The organism is Marinibacterium profundimaris, assembly GCF_002210095.1.
GTDB classification, from domain to species: Bacteria; Pseudomonadota; Alphaproteobacteria; order Rhodobacterales; family Rhodobacteraceae; genus Marinibacterium; species Marinibacterium profundimaris.
Genome location: NZ_AQQR01000001.1, coordinates 916,888 through 938,689, shown reverse-complemented (window position 1 = coordinate 938,689; position 21,802 = coordinate 916,888). Strand labels below are relative to the sequence as shown.

General features: G+C 65.5%; 19 protein-coding genes. 13 read left to right on the top strand and 6 right to left on the bottom strand.

Features of this window, described 5'->3' with window-relative positions:
• Genes nuoL through ATO3_RS04435 form a run of 6 tightly spaced genes read left to right on the top strand, consistent with a single transcriptional unit; the run spans position 1 to position 8,358 of the window.
• Positions 1–2,148, top strand: coding sequence for an NADH-quinone oxidoreductase subunit L (nuoL, locus tag ATO3_RS04460; protein WP_088648560.1), 2,148 nt, complete (start codon positions 1–3; stop codon positions 2,146–2,148).
• Positions 2,148–3,692: an NADH-quinone oxidoreductase subunit M gene (locus ATO3_RS04455; RefSeq protein WP_088648559.1), complete on the top strand. Its 1,545-nt coding sequence runs from the start codon at positions 2,148–2,150 to the stop codon at positions 3,690–3,692. Before nuoL ends, ATO3_RS04455 begins: the two co-directional genes overlap by 1 nt.
• Before the next feature lie 12 nt (positions 3,693–3,704).
• Positions 3,705–5,156 (top strand): NADH-quinone oxidoreductase subunit NuoN, encoded by a 1,452-nt coding sequence (gene nuoN / locus ATO3_RS04450; RefSeq protein WP_088648558.1) that lies wholly within the window; start codon positions 3,705–3,707, stop codon positions 5,154–5,156.
• Positions 5,152–5,901, top strand: a complete 750-nt coding sequence (locus tag ATO3_RS04445) for a biotin--[acetyl-CoA-carboxylase] ligase (protein WP_088648734.1) — start codon at positions 5,152–5,154, stop codon at positions 5,899–5,901. Before nuoN ends, ATO3_RS04445 begins: the two co-directional genes overlap by 5 nt.
• 14 nt (positions 5,902–5,915) lie before the next feature.
• The gene (locus ATO3_RS04440; RefSeq protein ID WP_088648557.1) at positions 5,916–6,704 is read left to right on the top strand and encodes a type III pantothenate kinase; all 789 of its coding nucleotides are present in this window, start codon (positions 5,916–5,918) and stop codon (positions 6,702–6,704) included.
• On the top strand, positions 6,694–8,358 hold the full coding sequence (locus tag ATO3_RS04435; protein WP_088648556.1) for a ribonuclease J: 1,665 nt from the start codon (positions 6,694–6,696) through the stop codon (positions 8,356–8,358). The genes ATO3_RS04440 and ATO3_RS04435 overlap by 11 nt, the downstream gene beginning before the upstream one ends.
• 158 nt (positions 8,359–8,516) lie before the next feature.
• On the opposite strand, the gene ATO3_RS04430 is transcribed toward ATO3_RS04435, so the two are convergent.
• The 4 genes from ATO3_RS04430 to ATO3_RS04415 form a co-directional block, all read right to left on the bottom strand.
• Complete coding sequence (locus ATO3_RS04430) at positions 8,517–9,959, bottom strand: DEAD/DEAH box helicase (RefSeq protein ID WP_088648555.1); 1,443 nt, start codon at positions 9,957–9,959, stop codon at positions 8,517–8,519.
• A 178-nt stretch (positions 9,960–10,137) separates the two neighbouring features.
• A complete protein-coding gene (locus ATO3_RS04425) occupies positions 10,138–11,076 on the bottom strand; it encodes a glycosyltransferase family 2 protein (RefSeq protein WP_088648554.1) in 939 nt (312 codons plus the stop codon).
• A gap of 3 nt (positions 11,077–11,079) precedes the next feature.
• On the bottom strand, positions 11,080–12,687 hold the full coding sequence (locus ATO3_RS04420) for a peptide chain release factor 3 (RefSeq protein WP_088648733.1): 1,608 nt from the start codon (positions 12,685–12,687) through the stop codon (positions 11,080–11,082).
• Positions 12,688–12,828: 141 nt separating this feature from the next.
• On the bottom strand, positions 12,829–13,833 hold the full coding sequence (locus ATO3_RS04415; protein WP_088648553.1) for a Hint domain-containing protein: 1,005 nt from the start codon (positions 13,831–13,833) through the stop codon (positions 12,829–12,831).
• A gap of 166 nt (positions 13,834–13,999) precedes the next feature.
• Between ATO3_RS04415 and ATO3_RS04410 the strand changes: the two genes are divergently transcribed.
• The 3 genes from ATO3_RS04410 (at position 14,000) to ATO3_RS04400 (ending at position 17,126) form a co-directional block, all read left to right on the top strand.
• A complete protein-coding gene (locus tag ATO3_RS04410) occupies positions 14,000–14,782 on the top strand; it encodes an SDR family oxidoreductase (RefSeq protein WP_088648552.1) in 783 nt (260 codons plus the stop codon).
• A 3-nt stretch (positions 14,783–14,785) separates the two neighbouring features.
• Positions 14,786–15,907 (top strand): hypothetical protein, encoded by a 1,122-nt coding sequence (locus tag ATO3_RS04405; RefSeq protein ID WP_088648551.1) that lies wholly within the window; start codon positions 14,786–14,788, stop codon positions 15,905–15,907.
• A gap of 106 nt (positions 15,908–16,013) precedes the next feature.
• A complete protein-coding gene (locus ATO3_RS04400) occupies positions 16,014–17,126 on the top strand; it encodes an ABC transporter ATP-binding protein (RefSeq protein ID WP_088648550.1) in 1,113 nt (370 codons plus the stop codon).
• A 13-nt stretch (positions 17,127–17,139) separates the two neighbouring features.
• Here the strand turns inward: ATO3_RS04400 and ATO3_RS04395 are convergent, their stop codons facing one another.
• On the bottom strand, positions 17,140–17,808 hold the full coding sequence (locus ATO3_RS04395; RefSeq protein WP_088648549.1) for a helix-turn-helix transcriptional regulator: 669 nt from the start codon (positions 17,806–17,808) through the stop codon (positions 17,140–17,142).
• Between the two features lie 203 nt (positions 17,809–18,011).
• Between ATO3_RS04395 and tatA the strand changes: the two genes are divergently transcribed.
• From tatA to ATO3_RS04375, 4 genes are read left to right on the top strand one after another with little or no spacing between them, the layout of a single operon-like run.
• Complete coding sequence (gene tatA, locus ATO3_RS04390; RefSeq protein ID WP_088648548.1) at positions 18,012–18,233, top strand: twin-arginine translocase TatA/TatE family subunit; 222 nt, start codon at positions 18,012–18,014, stop codon at positions 18,231–18,233.
• A 6-nt stretch (positions 18,234–18,239) separates the two neighbouring features.
• Positions 18,240–18,728 (top strand): Sec-independent protein translocase protein TatB, encoded by a 489-nt coding sequence (gene tatB, locus ATO3_RS04385; RefSeq protein WP_088648547.1) that lies wholly within the window; start codon positions 18,240–18,242, stop codon positions 18,726–18,728.
• Complete coding sequence (gene tatC, locus ATO3_RS04380; protein ID WP_088648546.1) at positions 18,725–19,660, top strand: twin-arginine translocase subunit TatC; 936 nt, start codon at positions 18,725–18,727, stop codon at positions 19,658–19,660. Before tatB ends, tatC begins: the two co-directional genes overlap by 4 nt.
• A 20-nt stretch (positions 19,661–19,680) precedes the next feature.
• A complete protein-coding gene (locus tag ATO3_RS04375) occupies positions 19,681–20,529 on the top strand; it encodes an ATP-binding protein (protein WP_088648545.1) in 849 nt (282 codons plus the stop codon).
• A gap of 88 nt (positions 20,530–20,617) precedes the next feature.
• Here ATO3_RS04375 and ATO3_RS04370 read toward each other — a convergent pair whose 3' ends face one another.
• A complete protein-coding gene (locus ATO3_RS04370; RefSeq protein ID WP_088648544.1) occupies positions 20,618–21,787 on the bottom strand; it encodes a peptidoglycan DD-metalloendopeptidase family protein in 1,170 nt (389 codons plus the stop codon).
• Positions 21,788–21,802 lie beyond the last annotated feature (15 nt).

The window sequence follows — 21,802 nt, the reverse complement described above, 5'->3', positions numbered from 1 at the left end:
ATGGAAACCATTCTCCTGTTCGCGCCCCTGGTGGGCGCCATCATCTGCGGCTTCGGCTGGCCTCTGATCGGCGAAAAGGCCGCCCAGTGGACCGCCACCGGGCTGCTGTTCCTGTCGGCGTTGCTGTCGTGGATCACCTTCATCGGCTTCGATGGCGTGACCGAACAGATCACCATCATGCGCTGGATCGAAAGCGGCACGCTCTCGATCGACTGGATGATCCGGCTGGACCGCCTGACCGCGATCATGCTGATCGTGATCACCACGGTCTCGTCGCTCGTGCATCTCTACAGCTTCGGCTACATGGCGCATGACGAGAACTTCCGCGACGACGAAAGCTATCGTCCGAGGTTCTTCGCCTATCTGTCGCTGTTCACCTTCGCCATGCTGATGCTGGTGACGGCCGACAACCTGGCGCAGATGTTCTTCGGCTGGGAAGGCGTGGGCCTCGCATCCTACCTGCTGATCGGCTTCTATTACCGCAAGCCCTCGGCCAACAAGGCGGCGATGAAGGCCTTCGTGGTCAACCGGGTCGGAGACTTCGGCTTTGCCCTGGGGATCTTCGCCCTGTTCTTCCTGGTCGACAGCATCTCCTTCTCGGACATCTTCGCGGCGGCGCCCACCATCGCGGAAACGCAGATCACCTTCCTGTGGGCCGAATGGAACGCGGCCGAGGTGATCGGCATCCTTCTGTTCATCGGCGCGATGGGTAAATCGGCGCAGCTGATCCTGCACACCTGGCTGCCGGACGCGATGGAAGGCCCGACGCCCGTGTCGGCCCTGATCCACGCCGCGACCATGGTGACCGCGGGGGTCTTCCTGGTCTGCCGCATGTCGCCGATCTATGAATTCGCGCCGCATGCGACCGGCTTCATCACCGTGCTGGGGGCGACGACGGCCTTCTTCGCGGCGACGATCGGCCTGGTGCAGACGGACATCAAGCGCGTCATCGCCTATTCGACCTGTTCGCAGCTGGGCTACATGTTCGTGGCCGCGGGCGTCGGCATGTATTCGGCGGCGATGTTCCACCTGCTGACGCATGCCTTCTTCAAGGCGCTTCTGTTCCTGGGCGCCGGCTCGGTCATCCACGGGATGCACCACGAGCAGGACATGATGAACTATGGCAACCTGCGCAAGAAGATGCCCTATACCTTCTGGGGCATGATGATGGGCACGCTGGCCATCACCGGTGTCGGCATCCCGCTGACCGGCTGGTTCGGCTTTGCCGGCTTCGTGTCGAAGGACGCGATCATCGAAAGCAGCTGGGCGGGTGGCTCCAGCTACGGCTTCTGGCTGCTGGTGATCGCCGCGGCGCTGACCAGCTTCTATTCGTGGCGCCTGATCTTCCTGACCTTCTTCGGCGAGGCGCGGGGCGACAAGCATACCCATGAACATGCCCATGAAAGCCCGATGACCATGCTGATCCCGCTGGGCGTGCTGTCCTTCGGGGCGGTCTTCGCCGGGATGATCTGGTATTCCAACTTCTTCGGCCATGCCGATCAGGTCGGCAAGTTCTACGGGATCCCCGTGGCCGAGGCCGGTGCGCATGAAGAAGACGGTCATGCGGCGGCCGATACGGGCCATGGCGCAGAGACGGGCGAAGAGCACGGCACCGCCGACGAGGCGCATGCCGACGCGGAAGGCGGCGATGCGGCCCATGGCGGCGAACATCATTATGTCTTCGCCGGCGAACCGGGCGAGGGCGCGCTTTACATGGCGCCCGACAACCACGTGCTGGACGATGCCCATGCCTCGCCGGTCTGGGTGAAGCTGTCGGCCTTCATCGCGATGCTGCTTGGCTTCGGCGTGGCCTACCTGTTCTACATGGTTAACCCGGCGCTGCCCAAGGCACTGGCCGAGAACCAGCGCCCGCTGTACCTGTTCCTGAAGAACAAGTGGTATTTCGACGAGCTTTACGACGCGGTCTTCGTCAAGCCGGCCGTGGCCATCGGCCGTGTACTGTGGAAAGGCGGGGATGTCGGTATCATCAACGGCTTCCTCAACGGGATCGCCATGGGCGTCGTGCCCTTCTTCACGCGGCTTGCCGGACGGGCCCAATCGGGCTTCATCTTCACCTATGCCTTCGCGATGGTGATCGGCATCGCGCTTCTGATCACCTGGATGACGCTCGGCGGAGGAGCGAACTGATGGATAACCTCCTTTCCATTACCACCTTCATTCCCGCCGTCGCGGCCGTGATCCTCGCGCTGTTCCTGCGCGGGGACGACGAGGCCGCCCAGCGGAACGCGAAATGGGTGGCCCTCTTTGCGACCTCGGCGACCTTCGTGGTCTCGCTTTTCATCCTGTTCGGCTTCGACCCCTCCGACACCGGCTTCCAGTTCGTGGAAGAGGGCGAATGGCTTCTTGGCCTGAAATACAAGATGGGCGTCGACGGGATTTCGGTGCTGTTCGTACTGCTGACCACCTTCATCATGCCGCTGACCATCCTGGCCAGCTGGAACGTGACGGACCGGGTGAAGGAATACATGATCGCCTTCCTGGCGCTGGAAACGCTGATGCTGGGCGTGTTCATGGCCCTGGACCTGGTGCTGTTCTACATCTTCTTCGAGGCCGGGCTGATCCCGATGTTCCTGATCATCGGGATCTGGGGCGGCAAGGATCGGATCTACGCCTCGTTCAAGTTCTTCCTCTACACCTTCCTCGGCTCGGTCCTGATGCTGGTCGCGATGGTGGCGATGTTCTCGGATGCCGGCACCACCGACATCCCGACGCTGCTGACCCATGAATTCGCGTCGGAGACCTTCTCGATCCTCGGAGTCCAGATCATCGGCGGGATGCAGACCCTGCTGTTCCTGGCCTTCTTCGCCAGCTTCGCGGTGAAGATGCCGATGTGGCCGGTGCACACCTGGCTTCCGGATGCGCACGTGCAGGCGCCGACCGCGGGGTCGGTCGTACTGGCCGCGATCCTGCTGAAGATGGGCGGCTACGGCTTCCTGCGCTTCAGCCTGCCGATGTTCCCGGTGGGGTCCGACGTGATGGCGACCTTCGTTCTGTGGCTGTCGGCGATCGCGATCGTCTACACCTCGCTCGTGGCGCTGGTGCAGGAGGACATGAAGAAGCTGATCGCCTATTCCTCGGTCGCGCACATGGGCTTTGTCACCATGGGGATCTTTGCCGCGAACCAGCAGGGGATCGACGGCGCGATCTTCCAGATGCTGTCGCACGGCTTCATCTCGGCCGCGCTCTTCCTCTGCGTCGGCGTGATCTATGACCGGATGCACACCCGCGACATCGACGCCTACGGCGGCCTTGTGAACCGGATGCCGGCCTATGCGCTTGTCTTCATGTTCTTCACCATGGGCAACGTGGGCCTGCCGGGCACCTCCGGCTTCGTCGGTGAATTCCTGACGCTCATGGGCGCCTTCCAGGTCAACACCTGGGTCACGGCCGTGGCCGCGTCCGGCGTGATTTTCTCGGCCGCCTATGCGCTCTGGCTGTACCGCCGGGTCGTGTTCGGCGACCTGATCAAGGAAAGCCTGAAGACCATCAAGGACATGAACGCGCGCGAGAAGTGGATCTTTGCCCCGCTCGTCGCCATGACCCTTCTGCTTGGCGTCTACCCGTCGCTGGTCACCGATGTGATCGGGCCCGCGACGGCAGCACTGCAATCCTCCGTCGAGACGGCTGTGGCCGCGGCAGATGCCGCCGGTCAGGTCGCCTCCTCGCACTAAGGAGCCGACGACATGTCCTCCATCTCAGCTGATCTGAACATTATCATGCCAGAGATCATCCTGGCGCTGGCCGCGATGGCGGCCATGCTGGTCGCGGTCTACACCGGCAAGGACAAGCTGGCACCGGGCCTCGTCTGGGGCACGGCCGGGCTCATGCTCGTGCTGGCGATCTGGATCGTGACGCGCTCTGACGGTGCCACGCATGTGGCCTTCAACGGCATGTTCCACGATGACGCCTTCTCGCGCTTTGCCAAGGTCGCGATCCTGGGCTCCGCCGCCGCGATCCTGGTGATGAGCCAGGAATACATGCAGCGCCGCGGGCTGTTGCGTTTTGAGTACCCGATCCTCGTGGCGCTGGCCGCCGTGGGGATGATGGTCATGGTTTCCGCCGGGGACCTGATGGCGCTTTACATGGGGCTCGAACTGCAGTCGCTGGCGCTTTACGTGGTGGCCTCGCTGCGCCGCGACAGCGTGAAATCGACCGAGGCCGGCCTGAAGTACTTCGTGCTTGGCGCGCTGTCGTCGGGCCTACTGCTCTATGGGGCCTCGCTGGTTTACGGCTACTCGGGCTCGACCCTGTTCTCGAACATCGTGGAGACCGCGCATACCGGGGAACTGCCGGTGGGCTTCCTCTTTGGCCTGGTCTTCGTGATCTCGGGCCTGGCGTTCAAGGTCTCGGCCGTGCCGTTCCACATGTGGACGCCGGATGTCTACGAAGGCGCGCCGACGCCGATCACCGCCTTCTTCGCCACAGCGCCGAAGATCGCCGCCATGGCGCTGTTCGCGCGGGTGCTGTTCGATGCCTTTGGCGGGGCCGTGGGCGACTGGCAGCAGGTGATCGCGATGCTGTCGCTGCTGTCGATGTTCCTGGGCGCGATCGCGGCCATCGGACAGACCAACATCAAGCGCCTGATGGCCTATTCCTCGATCGCGCATATGGGCTACGCCCTGATGGGCCTGGCCTCGGGGACCGAATTCGGCGTGCAGGCGATGCTGGTCTACATGGCCATCTACGTCGCGATGAACGTCGGCACCTTCGCCTTCATCCTGATGATGGAGAAGGACGGCCAGCCGGTTACCGATATCAACGCGCTGAACCTCTATGCCCGCAAGGAGCCGGGGCGTGCGCTGGCGATGCTGGTGCTGATGTTCTCGCTGGCCGGTGTGCCGCCGATGCTGGGCTTCATCGGGAAGCTCTACGTGCTGCGCGCCGCCTACGAAGGCGGGCTGGCATGGCTGGCGGTTGCCGGCGTGGTCGCCTCGGTGATCGGCGCCTTCTACTACCTGCGCATCGTCTACTACATGTACTTCGGCTCGGACACCGGAGAGGAGCTGGACCGGACCGAGGCACCGGTGCTGTCGGTCTTCCTGGCAGCCTCGGCGGCGGCGATGCTGCTGGGTATCGTGAACCTCTTCGGCATCGAAGGCGCGGCCGCGGCCGCTGCGGCAACGCTTGTCCATTGATGGCTGGCCCGCCGGCTATGGCCGGCGGATCCTGCAATCGGTTGATTCCACATTGAACGAGGCGGCGCGGCTTGCGCCGTCTCTTTCCGGTCCGGAATGGATCCTGGCGCATGAACAGACGGCGCCCCGTGGGCGGCGCGGCCGGGCCTGGAAAAACCCCCTTGGCAATTTCGCGGCGACCCTCGTGCTGCGCCCCGCTGAGCCGCCTCAGGTCGCGGCCCTGCGCAGTTTCGTGACGGCCCTGGCGCTCTTTGATGCGCTGGCCGCGGTGTCGGGCCGGGCGCAGGGGCTGGCTCTGAAATGGCCCAACGACGTGCTGCTGAACGGCGGCAAGGTCTCGGGCATCCTTCTGGAAAGCGCGGGGCAGGGGACGGCGATGAGCCACCTGCTGATCGGTATCGGCGTGAACCTTGTGGATGCGCCGCCAGCCTCCGACGTCGAGGCGGGCGCCGTGCGCCCGGTGTCCCTGCTGTCCGAGACCGGCGCACAGGTTGAGTCCGAGACCCTGCTGGACCACCTGGCGATCGCCTATGACCGCCATGAGAGGGACTTCACGACCTATGGCTTCGGCCCAATCCGCACCGCCTGGCTTGACCGCGCGGCCCGGCTGGGCGAGGTCATTACCGCGCGGACCGCAACGTCGGAAACCTCTGGCACGTTTCAGACGGTGGACGACGCCGGCAATCTTGTCCTAAAGACCGCCCGGGGCGTTGTCGCCATTCCGGCGGCGGATGTCTTCTTCTGAAGAGGAGGGGTGCGATGCTCCTGGCCATCGACTGCGGCAACACCAACACCGTGTTCTCCATCTGGGACGGGACCGCTTTTGTCGCCACGTGGCGGACGGCGACCGAATGGCAGCGCACGGCAGACCAGTATTACGTGTGGCTGTCGACCCTGATGGAATTCCAGGGGATCGAGGCGGATATCACCGATGTGATCGTGTCCTCGACCGTGCCGCGCGTGGTCTTCAACCTTCGGGTCCTGTCGGACCGCTATTTCAACACGCGCCCCATCGTGGTCGGCCGGCCCGACTGCCTGCTGCCGGTGGATGTGCGCGTGGATGCCGGCACCGCCGTCGGGCCGGACCGGCTGGTGAATACGGTGGCTGGCTATGACAAGTACGGCGGTGACATCATCGTCGTGGACTTTGGCACCGCCACGACATTCGACGTGGTCGAGGAAGACGGCGCCTACGTGGGGGGCGTGATTGCCCCGGGCGTGAACCTCAGCCTCGAGGCATTGCACCAGGCGGCGGCAGCGCTGCCGCATGTGGACATCTCGAAACCGCAGCGGGTGGTGGGCACCAACACGGTGGCCTGCATGCAATCTGGCGTATTCTGGGGCTACGTGGGCCTGGTCAAGGAAATCTGCGCGCGCATCAAGGGCGAGCGCGACCGCGACATGCGGGTGATATCGACGGGCGGGCTGGCGCCCCTGTTCCAGCAAAGCGTCGACCTGTTCGATGCCTACGAAGACGATCTGACAATGCATGGCTTGACTGTCATCCATAAGCATAACAAGGAAAATTCCATAAGCCATGAGCGGTGAACGATTGATATACCTCCCCCTTGGCGGGGCAGGCGAAATTGGCATGAATGCCTATGTCTACGGCTACGGGAAGAAGGGCGAGGAACGGCTGATCCTCGTCGATCTCGGCGTGGCCTTCTCCGATATGGAGACAACCCCGGGCGTGGACCTGATCCTGCCCGATATCGCCTGGCTGGCGGAACGTGCCGACCGGCTGGAGGCGATCTTTATCACCCACGCCCACGAGGATCACGTGGGCGCGGTCGCGCATCACTACGAGGCGTTGCAGGCACCGATCTACGCGCGGGCCTTCACCGGCAACATCGCCCGGCGCAAGATGGCCGAACAGGGCCACCCGGAGGATGCGGTGCACCTTGCCTCGGCCTGGCCCGAGACGGTGCAGGCGGGCCCCTTCACGGTGGGGTTCCTGCCGGTGTCGCATTCCATCCCCGAAAGCGCCGCGCTGGTGATCGACACGCCCGAGGGGCGGCTGATCCATTCCGGCGACTTCAAGATCGATAGCAACCCGGTTGTGGGCGAAGCCTTTGACCCGGACCTCTGGGCCGAGGTGTCCTCGGTCGGGGTGCGGGCGCTGATGTGCGACAGCACCAACGTGTTCTCGACCCATCCGGGCCGGTCGGAATCCGAGGTCGGACCGGCAATCGAAGAGCTGGTGGCCAGCGCGCCCGGGATGGTCGTGGCGACCACCTTCGCGTCCAACGTCGCGAGGCTGAAGACCCTGGCCGAGGCCGGGGATCGCGCCGGCCGGTCGATCGTGCTGCTGGGCCGCGCGATGCGTCGGATGGTCGAGGCGGCCGTCCAAAGCGGCGTGCTGAGCGATTTCCCCTCGGTGGTCAGCCCGGAAGACGCGACCCAGATCCCGCGGGAGAACCTGATGCTGCTGGTCACCGGCAGCCAGGGCGAGCGGCGGGCGGCCTCGGCGCAGCTGGCGCGGGGCAAGTACCTGGGGCTGGAGATGAAGGAGGGCGACCTGTTCCTGTTCTCCTCCAAGACCATTCCGGGCAATGAATCCGGTGTGATCCGGATCATCAACCAGTTCTCCGAGAAGGGCATCGACGTCGTCGACGATACCTCGGGCCGCTACCACGTCTCCGGGCACGCGAACCGTCCCGACCTGGAGCGTCTGCAGGATATCGTGGCGCCGCAGATGGTGATCCCGATGCATGGCGAACATCGCCATCTGCGCGAACATGTGCGCCTGGCCGAAAGCAAGGGCCGGATGGGGATCATCGCGACCAACGGCACCATGCTGAACCTGTCGGGCAATGCGCCGACCGTCGAGGAATACATCGACGTGACAAAGACCTACCTGGACGGGTCGATAAAGATCGGCGCGCTGGACGGGGTCGTCCGCGACCGGATCCGCATGGCGCTGAACGGGATCGTCGTGGTGACGATCATCCTGGAGGACGACGAACCGCTGGGCGAACCCTGGGTCGAACTGATGGGGCTGCCGGAAACGGGACGGTCCAAGGCGGCGCTGGCCGAGGTGCTGGAGGCCGACCTGGCCCAGGCTGTCGGCCGGGCCGGGGCGAAGACGCTGATGAACGACGATGCGCTGGAAGAGCTTCTGCGCAAGCAGGCGCGTAAGACGGCGATGGACGAGATCGGGCGTAAGCCGGAAGCGATGGTGGTCATCAGCCGGCTGGGATAGGCCCGGAACGGCTCGGTGGCGGTGGGGTATAACCCCACCCTACACCAGCTGCGTAGGGTGGGGTTGTACCCCACCGCTTGCCCCGTTCATCCGAACACGACAAAAAAACGGCGGAGCCAAGGCTCCGCCGTTTTTTGCATGTCCATCCCGGGGCAGGTTCAGCTGGCCCGGCGTTCCTCGAAGCTCATCGCGATGAAGCTGGGCAGGTGATCGCCCATGCCCACGACCTTGTTGCCGTGATGCTGATCGTCGCGGCTGCGGCCGGAGCGGCTGCTGTTGCTGCGCGTGCGCGACGAGGACGAAGATTTCGGCTTGCTCGCGGTGCTCTCGGCCTTCGGCTCCGTCGAGCGGGCGCTCGATTTCGATTCGGTCTGCTTCGATTCGGTCTGCTTCGGCTCGGTGCTCTTCGCTTCGGTCTTCTTCGGCGCTGGCGCCTCAGCCGCAGCCTCGGATTTCAGCGGGTTCTCGATGCGCGGGATCTCCTTCTGGAGGAGTTTCTCGATCGAATCGAGGTACTTGTCGTCGCGGGCAGAGCAGATCATCACTGCCTTGCCGTCGCGCCCGGCGCGACCGGTGCGGCCGATCCGGTGCACGTAATCCTCGGAATGAGAGGGGACGTCGAAATTGAACACGTGGCTGACCGATGGGATGTCGAGCCCGCGGGCGGCGACATCGGAGGCGATCAGGAATCGCAGCGTCTTGTCGCGGAACTGTTCCAGCGTCTTGGTGCGCTGGCTCTGGTCCAGGTCGCCATGGATCGCGGCCGCGTCATAGCCGTATTTCTTCAGCGATTTCGCGACGATATCCACATCCGACTTGCGGTTGCAGAAGACGATCGCGTTGGTGCACTTGTCGCCTTCGGCGTCGATCAGGGCGCGCAGCAGCTTCCGCTTCTCGCTGGCTTCCCGGTCGCGGCGCGAGGCCTTGAACATCACCACGCCCTGTTCGATCGTCTCCGACGCGGTGGCCTGGCGGGCAACCTCGATCTTCTCGGGATTCGACAGGAAGGTGTTGGTGATCCGCTCGATCTCGGGCGCCATCGTGGCCGAGAAGAACAGCGTCTGCCGGGTGAAGGGCGTCAGCGAGAAAATGCGTTCGATATCGGGGATGAACCCCATGTCGAGCATCCGGTCGGCTTCGTCCACGACCATGATCTGCACGCCGGTCAGCAAAAGCTTGCCGCGTTCGAAATGGTCCAGCAGGCGGCCGGGTGTGGCGATCAGCACGTCGACGCCCCGATCGATCAACTGGTCCTGTTCCTTGAAGGACACGCCGCCGATCAGCAGCGCCTTGGTCAGCTTCAGGTGCTTGGTATAAGTGTCGAAATTCTCTGCCACCTGCGCGGCGAGTTCGCGCGTCGGGCACAGCACCAGGCTGCGCGGCATCCGCGCGCGGGCGCGGCCGCGGGCAAGTGCGGTGATCATCGGCAAAACGAAGCTTGCGGTCTTGCCGGTGCCAGTCTGGGCGATGCCCAGGACATCCTTGCCCTCGAGCGCCGGCGGAATGGCCCCGGCCTGGATCGGCGTGGGCGTTTCATAGCCCGCCTCTTCCACGGCTTTCAGGACCTTGGGGTTCAGGTTCAGATCAGAAAATTTTGTCATATGTGTCCGTTGGTCGCGGACACTGATTTGGCCCGCACGTCTATGGGGCGCATCACCCGGATGGTGACGCACAGGAGACATCGCTCTCCTGCCGGGCGCATAGCAAATTCTTGCGCCCCGGTCAAACATCGTTGCGATTGCGGGGTGGATGTTGCCGAAAAGACGACATTCTGGGGGGCTAGCCCGGGAAGTGTTTCCGCACGAGCCGGTCCAGCTGCAGGTCATGGCGGCGCAGGAGGCGCTCGGCCGACAGCCGGTCGGGCAGGCCGGCCGCGTCGGACAGGACCTCGTCGTAGAAGGCGCGCAGGCCGTCCTCACCCGCGTCCGCCTCGAGCCAGCGGAACAGGTCGTGTAGGGACATGCCACCCTTCTCGGCCGGACGGGGCCCAGGCAAGTCAGCACGATAGGAACCATGGGCAAGGCGATAGCGGTAATGCGCGAGCCAGTCGTCCCAGTCCCGTGCATGGCAATGCAGCAGGGCTATGTCGCCCGGCTCGGCCTCGGACGGGTTCATGTCCTCGCCTCGGAAGGCGTTGTGGATGCGGATCGTCAGGTCGCCCAGCCCGGTGCGGACAAATAGCTTGCCGGCGGTGTGGCTGACGAAGCCGCCGCGCAGGTAGGATCCGAAGGTCGGGTAAAGCCGGTTGACGATGGCCTGGCGGTCGGGGCCCGACGGAATGAACGCCTTGAAGCATTCCGCGCTGCCGGCAAGTGATTCTTCCGGCCTGACACGCGCTGTCAGAACGTCAGCCGGCAGGCCGGCCAGTGTGTCCGCCACAGAGATGTCGGGCTGCAGGAATTCGTCCGCGTCCATGTGGATCAGCCAGTCGACCTCGGCCGGGCGGGCATAGGCATGGGTGGCGTTGAGCGATTGCCGGACCTGGTGCTTGACGGGGCGCTTGCCCTGCAGCTTTTTCCACCAGCCCTCGGTACAGCGGCGTACTCGGATACGGGGATGCGCCTTGAGCAGCGGGTAGACCGTGCTGTCGGGATCGTCGAGATAGATGTAGAGCCGGTGTGCGCCCTGCTCCAGGTGCCAGGCGGCAAAGCGGAGGATCTCCGCATCCGGTGCCTTTATGGTGGACGCGAGGCCCCAGCGCGGCAGAGCCTCGGCCATCCGTCAGACCATCATTTCCTTGGTCGCCGTCAGCTTGACGTCAGGATAATCGCGCTCGATCCGGTCGATATCCCACTGCAGCCGCGTCAGGTAGACGATGTCACCGTCATGGTCGTGGCTGATGTGCTGCTTGTTGGCATTGACGAGCTTCTCAACCGCCGCCTTCTCGCCCGACACCCAGCGGGCCGAGGTGAACTGCGACTGCTCGAACCGCACGGGCAGGCCGTATTCCATCTCGATCCGCGAGGCGAGCACCTCGAACTGCAACTGCCCGACGACGCCGACGATGAAGCCCGAGCCGATCGATGGCTTGAAGACCTTTGCCGCGCCTTCCTCGGCAAATTGCATCAGCGCCTTTTCCAGGTGCTTGGCCTTCATCGGATCGCCCGCGCGGACGCCCTGCAGCAGTTCCGGCGCGAAGGAGGGGATGCCCGCCACGCGCAGCATCTCGCCTTCGGTCAGCGTGTCGCCGATGCGCAGCTGGCCATGGTTCGGGATCCCGATGATGTCGCCGGCCCAGGCCTCCTCGGCCAGTTCGCGGTCGGAGGCGAGGAACAGCACCGGGTTGGAGATCGCCATGGGCTTCTTCGAGCGCACATGGGTCAGCTTCATCCCGCGCTTGAAATGGCCCGAGGCCATGCGGACGAACGCCACGCGGTCGCGGTGCTTGGGGTCCATGTTGGCCTGCACCTTGAAGACAAAGCCCGAAACCTTGGTTTCCTCGGGTGCGATCTGCCGCGGCTCGGCCGATTGCACCTGGGGCTGCGGACCGTAGGTGCCGATACCGTCCATCAGCTCTTTCACGCCGAAGGAATTGATCGCCGAGCCGAACCAGATCGGGGTCAGCGTGCCATCCAGCAGCGCCTGCGGATCCAGCGGCGGCAGCAGTTCGCGCGCCATCTCAAGCTCTTCCTTCAGCTGGTCGAGCAGGTGGGCGGGCACATGTTCGGCAAGTTTCGGATCATCGAGCCCCTCGATCGCGATGCTTTCGGCGACCTTGTTGCGGTCGGCGCGGTCCATCAGCTCCAGGCGGTCGCGCAGGATATCGTAGCATCCGACAAAGTCGCGGCCCTGCCCGATGGGCCAGGAGGCCGGGGTCACGTCGATTGCGAGGTTTTCCTGGATTTCGTCAATAATCTCGAAAACATCGCGGCTTTCGCGGTCCATTTTGTTGCAAAATGTCAAGATTGGAAGGTCGCGCAGGCGGCAGACCTCGAACAATTTCCGGGTCTGGCTTTCCACGCCCTTGGCGCCGTCGATCACCATGATCGCCGCATCCACCGCTGTCAGCGTGCGATAGGTGTCTTCCGAGAAATCCGAGTGGCCCGGCGTGTCGACCAGGTTGAAGCGGAAGTTGCGGTAGTCGAAGGACATGGCCGAGGCCGAGACCGAGATGCCGCGATCCTTTTCCATCTGCATGAAGTCCGACCGCGTGCGCCGCGCCTCGCCCTTCGCGCGCACCTGTCCGGCCATCTGGATGGCGCCACCGTAGAGAAGGAACTTCTCGGTCAGCGTCGTCTTGCCCGCATCGGGATGCGAGATGATGGCAAAGGTCCGGCGCCGCGCGATCTCGGGCGGCAGGTCGGGGCGGTTTGAAGCGGTGTCCAACATGACCGCGCTATAATTGGCTGCGCGGCTGCGCGCAAGAAATTGGCTGCGCGGATACGCGGTGTCGCGCAAGAATTTGGCTGCGGCGGATGGGCTGCTCGTCGGGACGTTGCCGGCCCGTCTCGCGGCTGCTGTCGTTGACGGTCAGCGGGAAGAGGCGCGCAGCAGCAGCTCGATTGCGTCGGGGCGGTCAAGCAGGGCCTTGCCTACGTCGAGCCCATGCCTCTCCCGGTCGTCGTTGCGGGGCAGCATGGCCTGCAGAACCTCGGCCAGGCTGTCGGGCAGGGCGGGGCGGGTGCGCGGGTTCACCAGCGTCGATTCCGCGGCGATCCCCTCGGCGTAGATGATGTGGTGCCGGTCAAAGAGGATCTGGAAGTAATCCACGAAGCCGCCATTGCGCACCACGATCGTGTCGTCGTTCACCAGGTGCCGCGCGGCGACCAGCAAATCGGCGCGCCCGGCGCCCAGCTGATCGGTGCGCTGGTAGATGAACAGCCGGTGATCGGGGCTGACCAGCAGGTCGTTGGCGTTGTTGAGCGTGCCCTTCTTTACCAGGATCGGCGCGAAATCCCCGACCGCGCGCACCGTGGTCTGGCCGATCCAGCGGACCTCGCGCACGCCATCGTCGCGGGTCAGGACACGGTCGCCCGGCTGGATCTGTTCGATCGGGACCTGCCGGCCGGTGGCCATGGTGATATGCGTGCCGCGCGTGAAGGAGACGCAGGCGATCTGGGCGAATTTGGCCGTCACGCTGTCGCGGTCGGCGCCGACCAGGGTGTAGCCGGTGCGGGGCGCAAGCGGGCCCAGCGGAAGCAGGTAGATCTCTTCGATATGGCCTTCGTCGTCGACCTCGACCAGCACCAGCGCATCGGTCGTCTCGCCGTCGGGCGACATCAGCAGCAGCGTGCAATCCAGGTGCAGCCGCGCGCCGGGCTGGCCCGCATCGCTTGAGCTTGCGATGCTCAGCGTGCCGTCACGGCCCATCAGCAGGGCCATGCGCTGCCGCTCGCTGTCGGGGGCAAGTTCATAGATGTCGTCCAGCGTGAGTTCGTCCAGGATCGAGACCGGATCGCCCATGTTGGCGCCAAGCGCGACGCGGAAGGCGCCGGCCTCGTGGACCAGGACAGATTGAACGGGGGCAAGGGACATGGGAAAGCCGGGCGCGAAGAAGAACAGGGTTTGATATGCCCCGGTACGCTAGGATTATGGCGAAGCCGGGTCAACGCGACGGTGTTTTGCTGGCGTCCCCCGTGGCGGGGATGGTACCCCGGGGCACCGCGGCCGGATCGCGGCGAGGCAGGGCAAGGAGACCATCATGGACCTGGGAATTCGCGGCAAGACCGCCATCGTCTGCGCATCGAGCAAGGGGCTTGGCCTGGGCTGTGCCGAGGCGCTGGCCGAGGCCGGCGTCAATCTGGTGATGAATGCCCGGGGCGCCGACCTGCTGGAGACCGAGGCCGCGCGGCTGCGCGACACCTACGGGGTCGAGGTCACGGCGGTGGCCTGCGATATCGGGTCGGACGAGGGGCAGGCGCAGGTTCTGGGCGCCGCCGGCGGCGCGCCGGATATCCTGGTGAACAACAATGGCGGCCCGCCGCCGGGGATGTGGTCGGACTGGGACCGCGAGGATTTCGTCAAGGCGCTGGATGCGAACATGCTGACGCCCATCGCGCTGATGAAGGCCGTTCTGCCGGGCATGATGGAGCGGGGCTGGGGACGCGTGGTCAATATCACCTCGCAATCTGTGCGGGCGCCCATTGCCACGCTGGGCCTGTCGAATGCCGCGCGCACCGGGCTGACCGGCTATGTCGCCGGAACCGCGCGGCAAGTGGCCGGCAGCGGCGTGACGATCAACAACCTGCTGCCGGGCGTGCATGACACCGACCGGATCCGCACAACCGACGCCGCGATCATGAAACAGACCGGTCAGAGCGCCGAAGAGGTCCGCGCCGAGCGCGCCTCCAACATCCCCGTGGGGCGTATCGGCACCAGGGAGGAGTTCGGCCAGACCTGCGCCTTTCTCTGCTCGCAACATGCCGGCTTCATCGTGGGGCAGAACATCCTGCTCGACGGCGGGCTGAACAATCTGACAATGTAAGTCATGGCGTCAGGCTTCTCTCTGAAGGACGATCTCTTCAACCCGTCCACGATCGGTGACCTTGCCGCGCAGTTCCGGGCCACCGGGGCGATCGACGCCGACCGGTTCGAGGCCGCCGTGCTGGCGCGCCTGCCCGAGCTGGAGCTGAAGGCGCGGATCGCCTGGATCGCCGAATGCCTGCTGCAAGAGCTGCCCGGAAACCTGCCGGAGGCCGCGCCGATCCTGCGCGCGGCCCTGCCACCGCCGCTGGACCCGACCCGGACGGATGACGATTTCGGCCGCTTCATCCACGCACCCCTGGGCGAGGTTGTCACGGCGCTGGGGCTTGAGGAGCATCCGGACCTGTCGCTGGACCTGATGGAGGAGATCACCCAGCGGTTCAGCATGGAGATGTCGATCCGCGCCTTCCTGATCCGCTACCCGGACCTGGTTCTGGAACGGATGGAGGATTGGGCGCAGCACCCGAATTACCACGTGCGGCGGCTGGTGAGTGAGGGCACGCGGCCCAAGCTGCCCTGGGCGCCGGCCATCGGGCTGGACCCGGACCGCGCTTTGCCGCTGCTGGACCGGCTGCATGCGGACCCGACGCGCTACGTGACAAGATCGGTGGCCAACCACCTCAATGACATCACCAAGATCCGGCCCGAGCTGGCGCTGGACCGGCTGAACGCCTGGGGGCAGGCCGGGCGGCAGGCGCCGCGCGAGCTGCAGTGGATGACCGGGCACGCGCTGCGCGGGCTGGTCAAGGCGGGCGATCCCCGGGCGATGGCGCTCCTGGGCTTCGACCCTGACGCTCCGATCAAGCTGCTGCAGTTCGACATCCCTGCCCAGGCGCGGATCGGCGATGTGATGGAACTTGCGGTGACGCTGCACTGCGATGTGTCGGCCGGGGCCATCGTCGATTACGTCTTCTGGCGCCGCCGCGCCAACGGCGAGCTGGCGCCCAAGGTGCACAAGCTGAAGACACTGCAGCTGGCCGCCGGTACCCCTCAGACCATCGTGAAACGGCACGGGCTGAAAGGGGACGCCACGACCTACCGGCTGTATCCCGGGGCGCAGAAGATCGCGCTGCAGGTCAATGGCCGCGTGCTGGGCGAGGCCGGTTTCGAGCTTTTGGACAACTGAGCCGCCCGCTGTGCCATCCATGTGAGGCGACCTGCCGCTTGCCTCGCCCCCGGGGCGTTGTTATCGGGGCGGGATCCTGCGGCCAGAATGCGGTACGAGACCCGGCGTGAGTTCCGAGCCAACACCCGAACATCTTCCCGACACCCCCGTGCCCCGGCTCGAGGTGCGCAACCTCGTGCGCCGGTTCAACGGGCGGCCGGTGGTCGATCACGTGTCCCTCAGCATCCAGCCGGGGCAGGTGACCTGCCTGCTGGGGCCCTCGGGCTGCGGCAAGTCCACGACGCTGCGGATCATCGCCGGGGTCGAACGGCAGGAAACCGGCGAGGTCCTTCTGGATGGCAAGCTGATCAGCGGCGATGGGCGCGATCTGCCGCCCGAACGGCGCGGCATCGGCCTGATGTTCCAGGATTTCGCCCTGTTCCCGCACCTGAGCGTCGCCGACAACGTGGCCTTCGGCCTGCGCAGCGGCAGCCGCGAGGAACGCCGCGCCCGGGTCGAGGAGCTGTTGCACCGGGTCGACCTGCTGCGCTTCATCGATTCCTATCCGCACGAGCTCTCGGGCGGCGAGCAGCAGCGGGTGGCCCTGGCCCGCGCCATCGCGCCCCGGCCGCGGATCATGCTGATGGACGAACCCTTCTCAGGCCTCGACAACCGTCTGCGCGACGGGATCCGGGACGAAACGCTGGATCTGCTGAAAGCCGAGGATGCCGCCGTCCTGCTGGTGACGCATGAACCGGACGAGGCGATGCGCATGGCCGACGAGATCGCGCTGATGCGGCAGGGCCGGATCGTGCAGCGCGGCGCGCCCTACACGGTCTATACCAGGCCCGCGGACCGGGCGGCGGTCTCGTTCTTCTCGGACACCAACGTGATCCGGGCAGAGGTGAACGGCGCACTGGCCACGACGGTCTTTGGCCGTTTCCTTGCGCCGGGCGTGCCCGACGGGACGGCGGTTGAGATCGTGTTTCGGCCCCAGCACGTGCGGATCGATTTCGATCGCAACGGACGTGGTCCCCTGCCGACACCGCGCGACGGCGTTGCGGCGCGGGGGCTGGTGGAACGTTCGCGGTTCATGGGGCACGAAAGCCTTGTCGAATTCCGCATGGACCACGACGGGATGCTGCTGAAGGCGACGGTGCCGGGGGTCTTCATGCCGAAGCCGGGCAAGCCCATGTGGCTGACGATCCCGCGCGAGAAATGCTTCGTCTTCCCGGCCTGACCGGGGGGGCGGGTCAGCCGGCGGCGCGGTAATCGGCCAGGCTCTTGCCCGGCTCGTCGACGAAGAGCTCTGGCAGGATGTCGGCGCTTTCGATCAGGTCCAAGCGGAAGACACGGAAATCGTTGCGCAACTCGCACCAGGCCGTCAGCGACCATACGCGGCCGAAATGGTCGATCTGCAGGGGGCGGATGGTGCGGAAGCTCCAGACATCGTCGGGGCGCCGGTAGCTGAGGCGCAGTTTCTGCCGGCCCCGGATGGCGGCACGTATCGTGGACATGTGCGAAAAGCCGCGCGCGGCGTCCGAGAATGGATAGACCGCCAGCGCGGCATCGCGGTCCGTCGGCGCCTCGCTCGGCAGGGCGGCATCCATCTTCTCGGTCAGCGACAGCGCGGCGGCCTTCAGGTCGGGATCCGGTGCCTCGGCCACGATGGCCAGGCCCAGCTGCAGCGCTTCGATCTCGGCCGGGGTCAGGCTGAGCGGGGGCAGGGTGAGCGTGTCGAGCGCGCGGTAGCCCGAACCGCGCGTGCCCTCGACAGGGATGCCCGAGGCCGCCAGCGTGTCCATGTCCCGGTAAATCGTGCGGACCGAGACGCCGAAACGTGCGGCCAGATCCTCGGCCCGGTGGATACGCCCGTCGCGCAGACGGGTCATCAGTTCAAGCAATCGGTCACTGCGGCGCATGGCATCTCCTTCCAAGCATAGTGTATCGAGGTGAATTACTGACATAAAGTTGTCAGGAGCCGCGATCTCACAAAAAACTGCCCGTCCAACCGGGCGCCGGGGGCCCCGAACTGGGCTGGCACGCTTCCCTCGGGCGGGCGGCGATTCTATCACGGGGATCGAGATACATGGCGCGGGGTTCGCGCGGGGAAAGGAGTTTTCAAATGCTCAACAATATCGGACTTCCGGGTCTTCTTCTGATTGCTGTCGTGGTGCTGGTGCTTTTCGGGCGCGGTAAGATCAGCTCGATGATGGGCGAAGTGGGCAAGGGCATCACGTCCTTCAAGAAAGGTATGAACGAGGGCGCCAAGGAGCTTGAGAACGACCCGGGCGACGACGCCAAGGACGTGACGCCCGAGGCCGAGACCGACAAGACCAAGGCGTAATCCGACATGTTCGATCTGGGCTGGAGCGAGCTCCTGGTCATCGGGATCGTGGCGCTGATCGTGGTCGGGCCCAAGGATCTTCCGGTGCTGTTCCGCAATGTCGGGCGGTTCGTCGGCAAGGCGCGGGCCATGGCGCGCGATTTCAGCCGCGCGATGAACGACGCGGCGGATGAAACCGGGCTGCGGGACGTGGCCTCGGGGCTGAAATCGGCCACCAATCCGATCGGGTCCGCCATGGACGGGGTCAAGGACATCGCGCGCGACGTGACGTCTTCGGTCGATCCGTCCAAGTATGAAAAGGGCAGCGCCACCGGCAAGCTGGCGGCCGACCGGGCCGAGCAGGCCAAGAAGATCCAGGCACAGACCGCCCGGGCCGCGGCCGACCGCAAGGCACGCGAAGCCGCCGAGGCGCTGGCCAAGGCCGAGGCCGCCGAGGCTGCACTGACGGCGGACGAGGCCGCGGAGCAATCGGCAGAGAAGAAGGCCGAAACATGAGCACGACCCATGATGACGAGATCGAGGACAGCGCCGCGCCGCTGATCGAGCACCTGACAGAGTTGCGACAACGGCTGATCTGGTCCGTTGTCGCCTTTCTCGTGGCGATGGTGGCCTGTTTCACGGTGGGGGGGCAGATCCTCGATTTCCTGCTGGTCCCGATCGAGTCGACGATGCGCTCGCTCGGCGATCCGAACCCTGTGATGCAGTACACCGCGCCGCAGGAATATTTTTTCACGCTGGTGCGGATCTCGATGGTGGGCGGCCTTGCGCTGGCCTTCCCCGTGATTGCCTACCAGATGTGGCGCTTCGTGGCGCCGGGGCTGTACCGTTCTGAAAAGAATGCGTTCCTGCCCTTCCTGGTGGCCTCTCCGGGGCTGTTTATCTTGGGCGCGGCCTTTGCCCATTACGTGGTGACGCCGCTGGCGATGCAGTTCTTCCTCGGCTTTGCCGACGCGGCCTCGATGATCTCGACCTTCGTTGCCACGGTGGCGGATGGCGTTGCCGAAGGCGTTGTCGAGGTCGAAGAGATCGCGCCGCCAGTGACCGAACGGGGCATCGACATCGTCTTCAACGGCAAGGTCAACGAAACGCTGGACATCACGCTGAAGCTCATCGTGGCCTTCGGTCTGTGCTTTCAGTTGCCAGTGCTCCTGACACTCATGGGCAAGGCCGGTCTGGTCGATGCGGCGGGGCTGGCCTCGGTCCGCAAATACGCCGTCGTGGCGATCCTGGTGCTGGCCGCCCTGGTCACGCCCCCGGATGTGATCACACAGGCGATCCTGTTCGTCGTGGTCTACGGGCTCTACGAGATCTCGATCTTCCTGGTGCGGCGCGTCGATGCCAAGCGCGAGCAGCAGCTGCGCGAGGATGGTTTCTATGACGACGAGGACGAAGATCCGATGGCGGCCGAATTCGGGGACGACAAGTGATGGCGGATGGAAACTCCTCAATGACCCTGTCCGACACCGACGCCCTGAACCGGATCGCGGCGGCGCTGGAGCGGATGTCTCCGGCGCCGCTGGCCGCGCCTGATTTCGATGCGGCCCCGGCCTTTGTCTGGCACGTGGATCCCGACCGGCTGGTGCCGGTCGAGACCATCAACCGGGTCGAGATCGAACTGCTGATCGGGATCGACCGCTCTCGTGACACCTTGCTGGACAACACCCGCCGCTTTGCCGAAGGGCTGCCCGCGAACAACGCCCTTCTGTGGGGCTCGCGCGGGATGGGAAAATCAAGCCTGGTCAAGGCGGTGCACGGGGCTGTTAATGCGTCGCACTCACAGCTGAAGCTGATCGAGCTGCTGCGCGAGGACCTGCCCAGCGTCGGGCGGCTCCTGACACATCTGCGGTCGTCGCGGCACCGGTTCATCCTGTTCTGCGACGACCTGTCGTTCAGCCATGACGACCAGCATTACAAGTCGCTGAAGGCGGTCCTGGACGGCGGGATCGAGGGGCGGCCGGACAACGTGGTGTTCTACGCAACCTCGAACCGGCGCCACCTGATGCCGCGCGACATGATCGAGAACGAGCGCTCTTCGGCGATCAACCCGTCCGAAGCGGTGGAGGAGAAGGTGTCGCTGTCGGACCGGTTCGGCCTGTGGCTGGGCTTCCACCCCTGCACCCAGGACGAGTACCTGGCGATGATCGACGGCTATTGCGCGGCCTATGGCGTGTCGGTGGATGCCGACACGCTGCGGGCCGAGGCGATCGAATGGCAGGCGACCCGGGGCGCGCGCTCGGGCCGCGTGGCCTGGCAGTTCTTCACCGACCTGGCCGGGCGCCAGGGCGTCAGCATCTGACCGCTTTTCGGATCTGCAAAGCGAAAAGGCCGGCGGGGACACCCGCCGGCCTTTTTTCGGTCCAATGCCGGATTGCCGGACCCCCGGCCTAGTTCAGGTAGGACGAGGGATCGACGCTTTCGAAACCGTCCCGCACCTCGAAATGCACGTAGGAGGCATCGCCGTCCCGCAGCTTGGCGATAGTCTGGCCGCGGTTCACGCTCTGGCCCTTGGCCACGGCGATGTCGGTCACGTTGGCATAGACTGTCAGCAGGTTGTCGCTGTGGCGGATCACCACGATCGGCACCTTGTCCTGGTCCTCGGTGATCGCGGCGACAGTGCCGGACTGGGCGGCGCCGACCGATCCACCGGGCGAGCCGGCGATGTCGATCCCCTCGTTCTTGCCCTTGGCATAGGCGCGGATGATCTTGCCCTGCACGGGATAGGACATCGCGCCCGCGGGCGCGGGGATGGTCTGCGGCTCGGCGGTGACGTCGGGCGCCTCGACCTCGGCCGCGATGATCGTGTCATTCTCGGGCAGGGGCTGGCTGGCGCTTGGCGGCGTCGGAGTGGGCGAGCCCGCGCCGGGCTCGGTGACTTCCTCGACCTCGACGGCGGCGGCGGCGACGCCGGAGGGCGGCGCGCTGCGGGCGACGGGGATCAGCAGGTACTGCCCCTCGCGGATGTCGAAATCGGCGTCGAGCCCGTTCCATTCCGCAAGCGATTGCACGGACACGCCGTAGAGCCGCGCGACGGTATAGGCGGTCTCGCCGCGTTCGACCTTGTGGCGCACGGGCTCCGGCCCGGCGGGCTCCAGCTCGACCACTTCGATGGCGGGCGTTTCGGCCGAGGCGTCGATCGCGGCGTTGGCCAGCGCCTCGATATCCACGGAGCCGGGGGCCGCGCTGCCCGGAGCACCGGACAGGGAGGGCAGGGGCCGGGGCAGGGCGACGACCTCACCGTCGCGCAGCGCCACGTTCGGGTCGATGCCGTTGAACCGCCCCAGCTCGTCGGCGGTGAAGCCCAGCCGTGCCGCGATGGAGGAGACGGTTTCGCCCCTCTGCGCCACGACGACCTGGTAATTCGGATAGGTGATCACCCCCCGCGCATCCGGGCTGGGCCGGTTCGCGGTGGCGGCCTGAGCGGCCGGTGCGGTGGAAAACCCGCCAAGATTGCCCCGCAGATCCATGTCCAGAGGCTCGGAACAGGCGCTCAGCAGGGCGAGGCCGCCAAAGAGGAGCAGCCCGGTTCCGGGAAGTTTGAAGGCGGGACGCGGCATCTCGATATCCTCATG

Coding starts and splice junctions, on each gene's coding strand:
- ATO3_RS04420 (WP_088648733.1), bottom strand. CDS start 12,687: ATGTTGGACACCGCTTCAAACCGCCCCGACCTGCCGCCCGAGATCGCG.
- ATO3_RS04435 (WP_088648556.1), top strand. CDS start 6,694: ATGAGCGGTGAACGATTGATATACCTCCCCCTTGGCGGGGCAGGCGAA.
- tatC (WP_088648546.1), top strand. CDS start 18,725: ATGAGCACGACCCATGATGACGAGATCGAGGACAGCGCCGCGCCGCTG.
- nuoL (WP_088648560.1), top strand. CDS start 1: ATGGAAACCATTCTCCTGTTCGCGCCCCTGGTGGGCGCCATCATCTGC.
- ATO3_RS04425 (WP_088648554.1), bottom strand. CDS start 11,076: ATGGCCGAGGCTCTGCCGCGCTGGGGCCTCGCGTCCACCATAAAGGCA.
- ATO3_RS04415 (WP_088648553.1), bottom strand. CDS start 13,833: ATGTCCCTTGCCCCCGTTCAATCTGTCCTGGTCCACGAGGCCGGCGCC.
- ATO3_RS04440 (WP_088648557.1), top strand. CDS start 5,916: ATGCTCCTGGCCATCGACTGCGGCAACACCAACACCGTGTTCTCCATC.
- ATO3_RS04395 (WP_088648549.1), bottom strand. CDS start 17,808: ATGCGCCGCAGTGACCGATTGCTTGAACTGATGACCCGTCTGCGCGAC.
- ATO3_RS04370 (WP_088648544.1), bottom strand. CDS start 21,787: ATGCCGCGTCCCGCCTTCAAACTTCCCGGAACCGGGCTGCTCCTCTTT.
- ATO3_RS04410 (WP_088648552.1), top strand. CDS start 14,000: ATGGACCTGGGAATTCGCGGCAAGACCGCCATCGTCTGCGCATCGAGC.
- ATO3_RS04405 (WP_088648551.1), top strand. CDS start 14,786: ATGGCGTCAGGCTTCTCTCTGAAGGACGATCTCTTCAACCCGTCCACG.
- ATO3_RS04375 (WP_088648545.1), top strand. CDS start 19,681: ATGACCCTGTCCGACACCGACGCCCTGAACCGGATCGCGGCGGCGCTG.
- ATO3_RS04430 (WP_088648555.1), bottom strand. CDS start 9,959: ATGACAAAATTTTCTGATCTGAACCTGAACCCCAAGGTCCTGAAAGCC.
- ATO3_RS04455 (WP_088648559.1), top strand. CDS start 2,148: ATGGATAACCTCCTTTCCATTACCACCTTCATTCCCGCCGTCGCGGCC.
- tatB (WP_088648547.1), top strand. CDS start 18,240: ATGTTCGATCTGGGCTGGAGCGAGCTCCTGGTCATCGGGATCGTGGCG.
- tatA (WP_088648548.1), top strand. CDS start 18,012: ATGCTCAACAATATCGGACTTCCGGGTCTTCTTCTGATTGCTGTCGTG.
- nuoN (WP_088648558.1), top strand. CDS start 3,705: ATGTCCTCCATCTCAGCTGATCTGAACATTATCATGCCAGAGATCATC.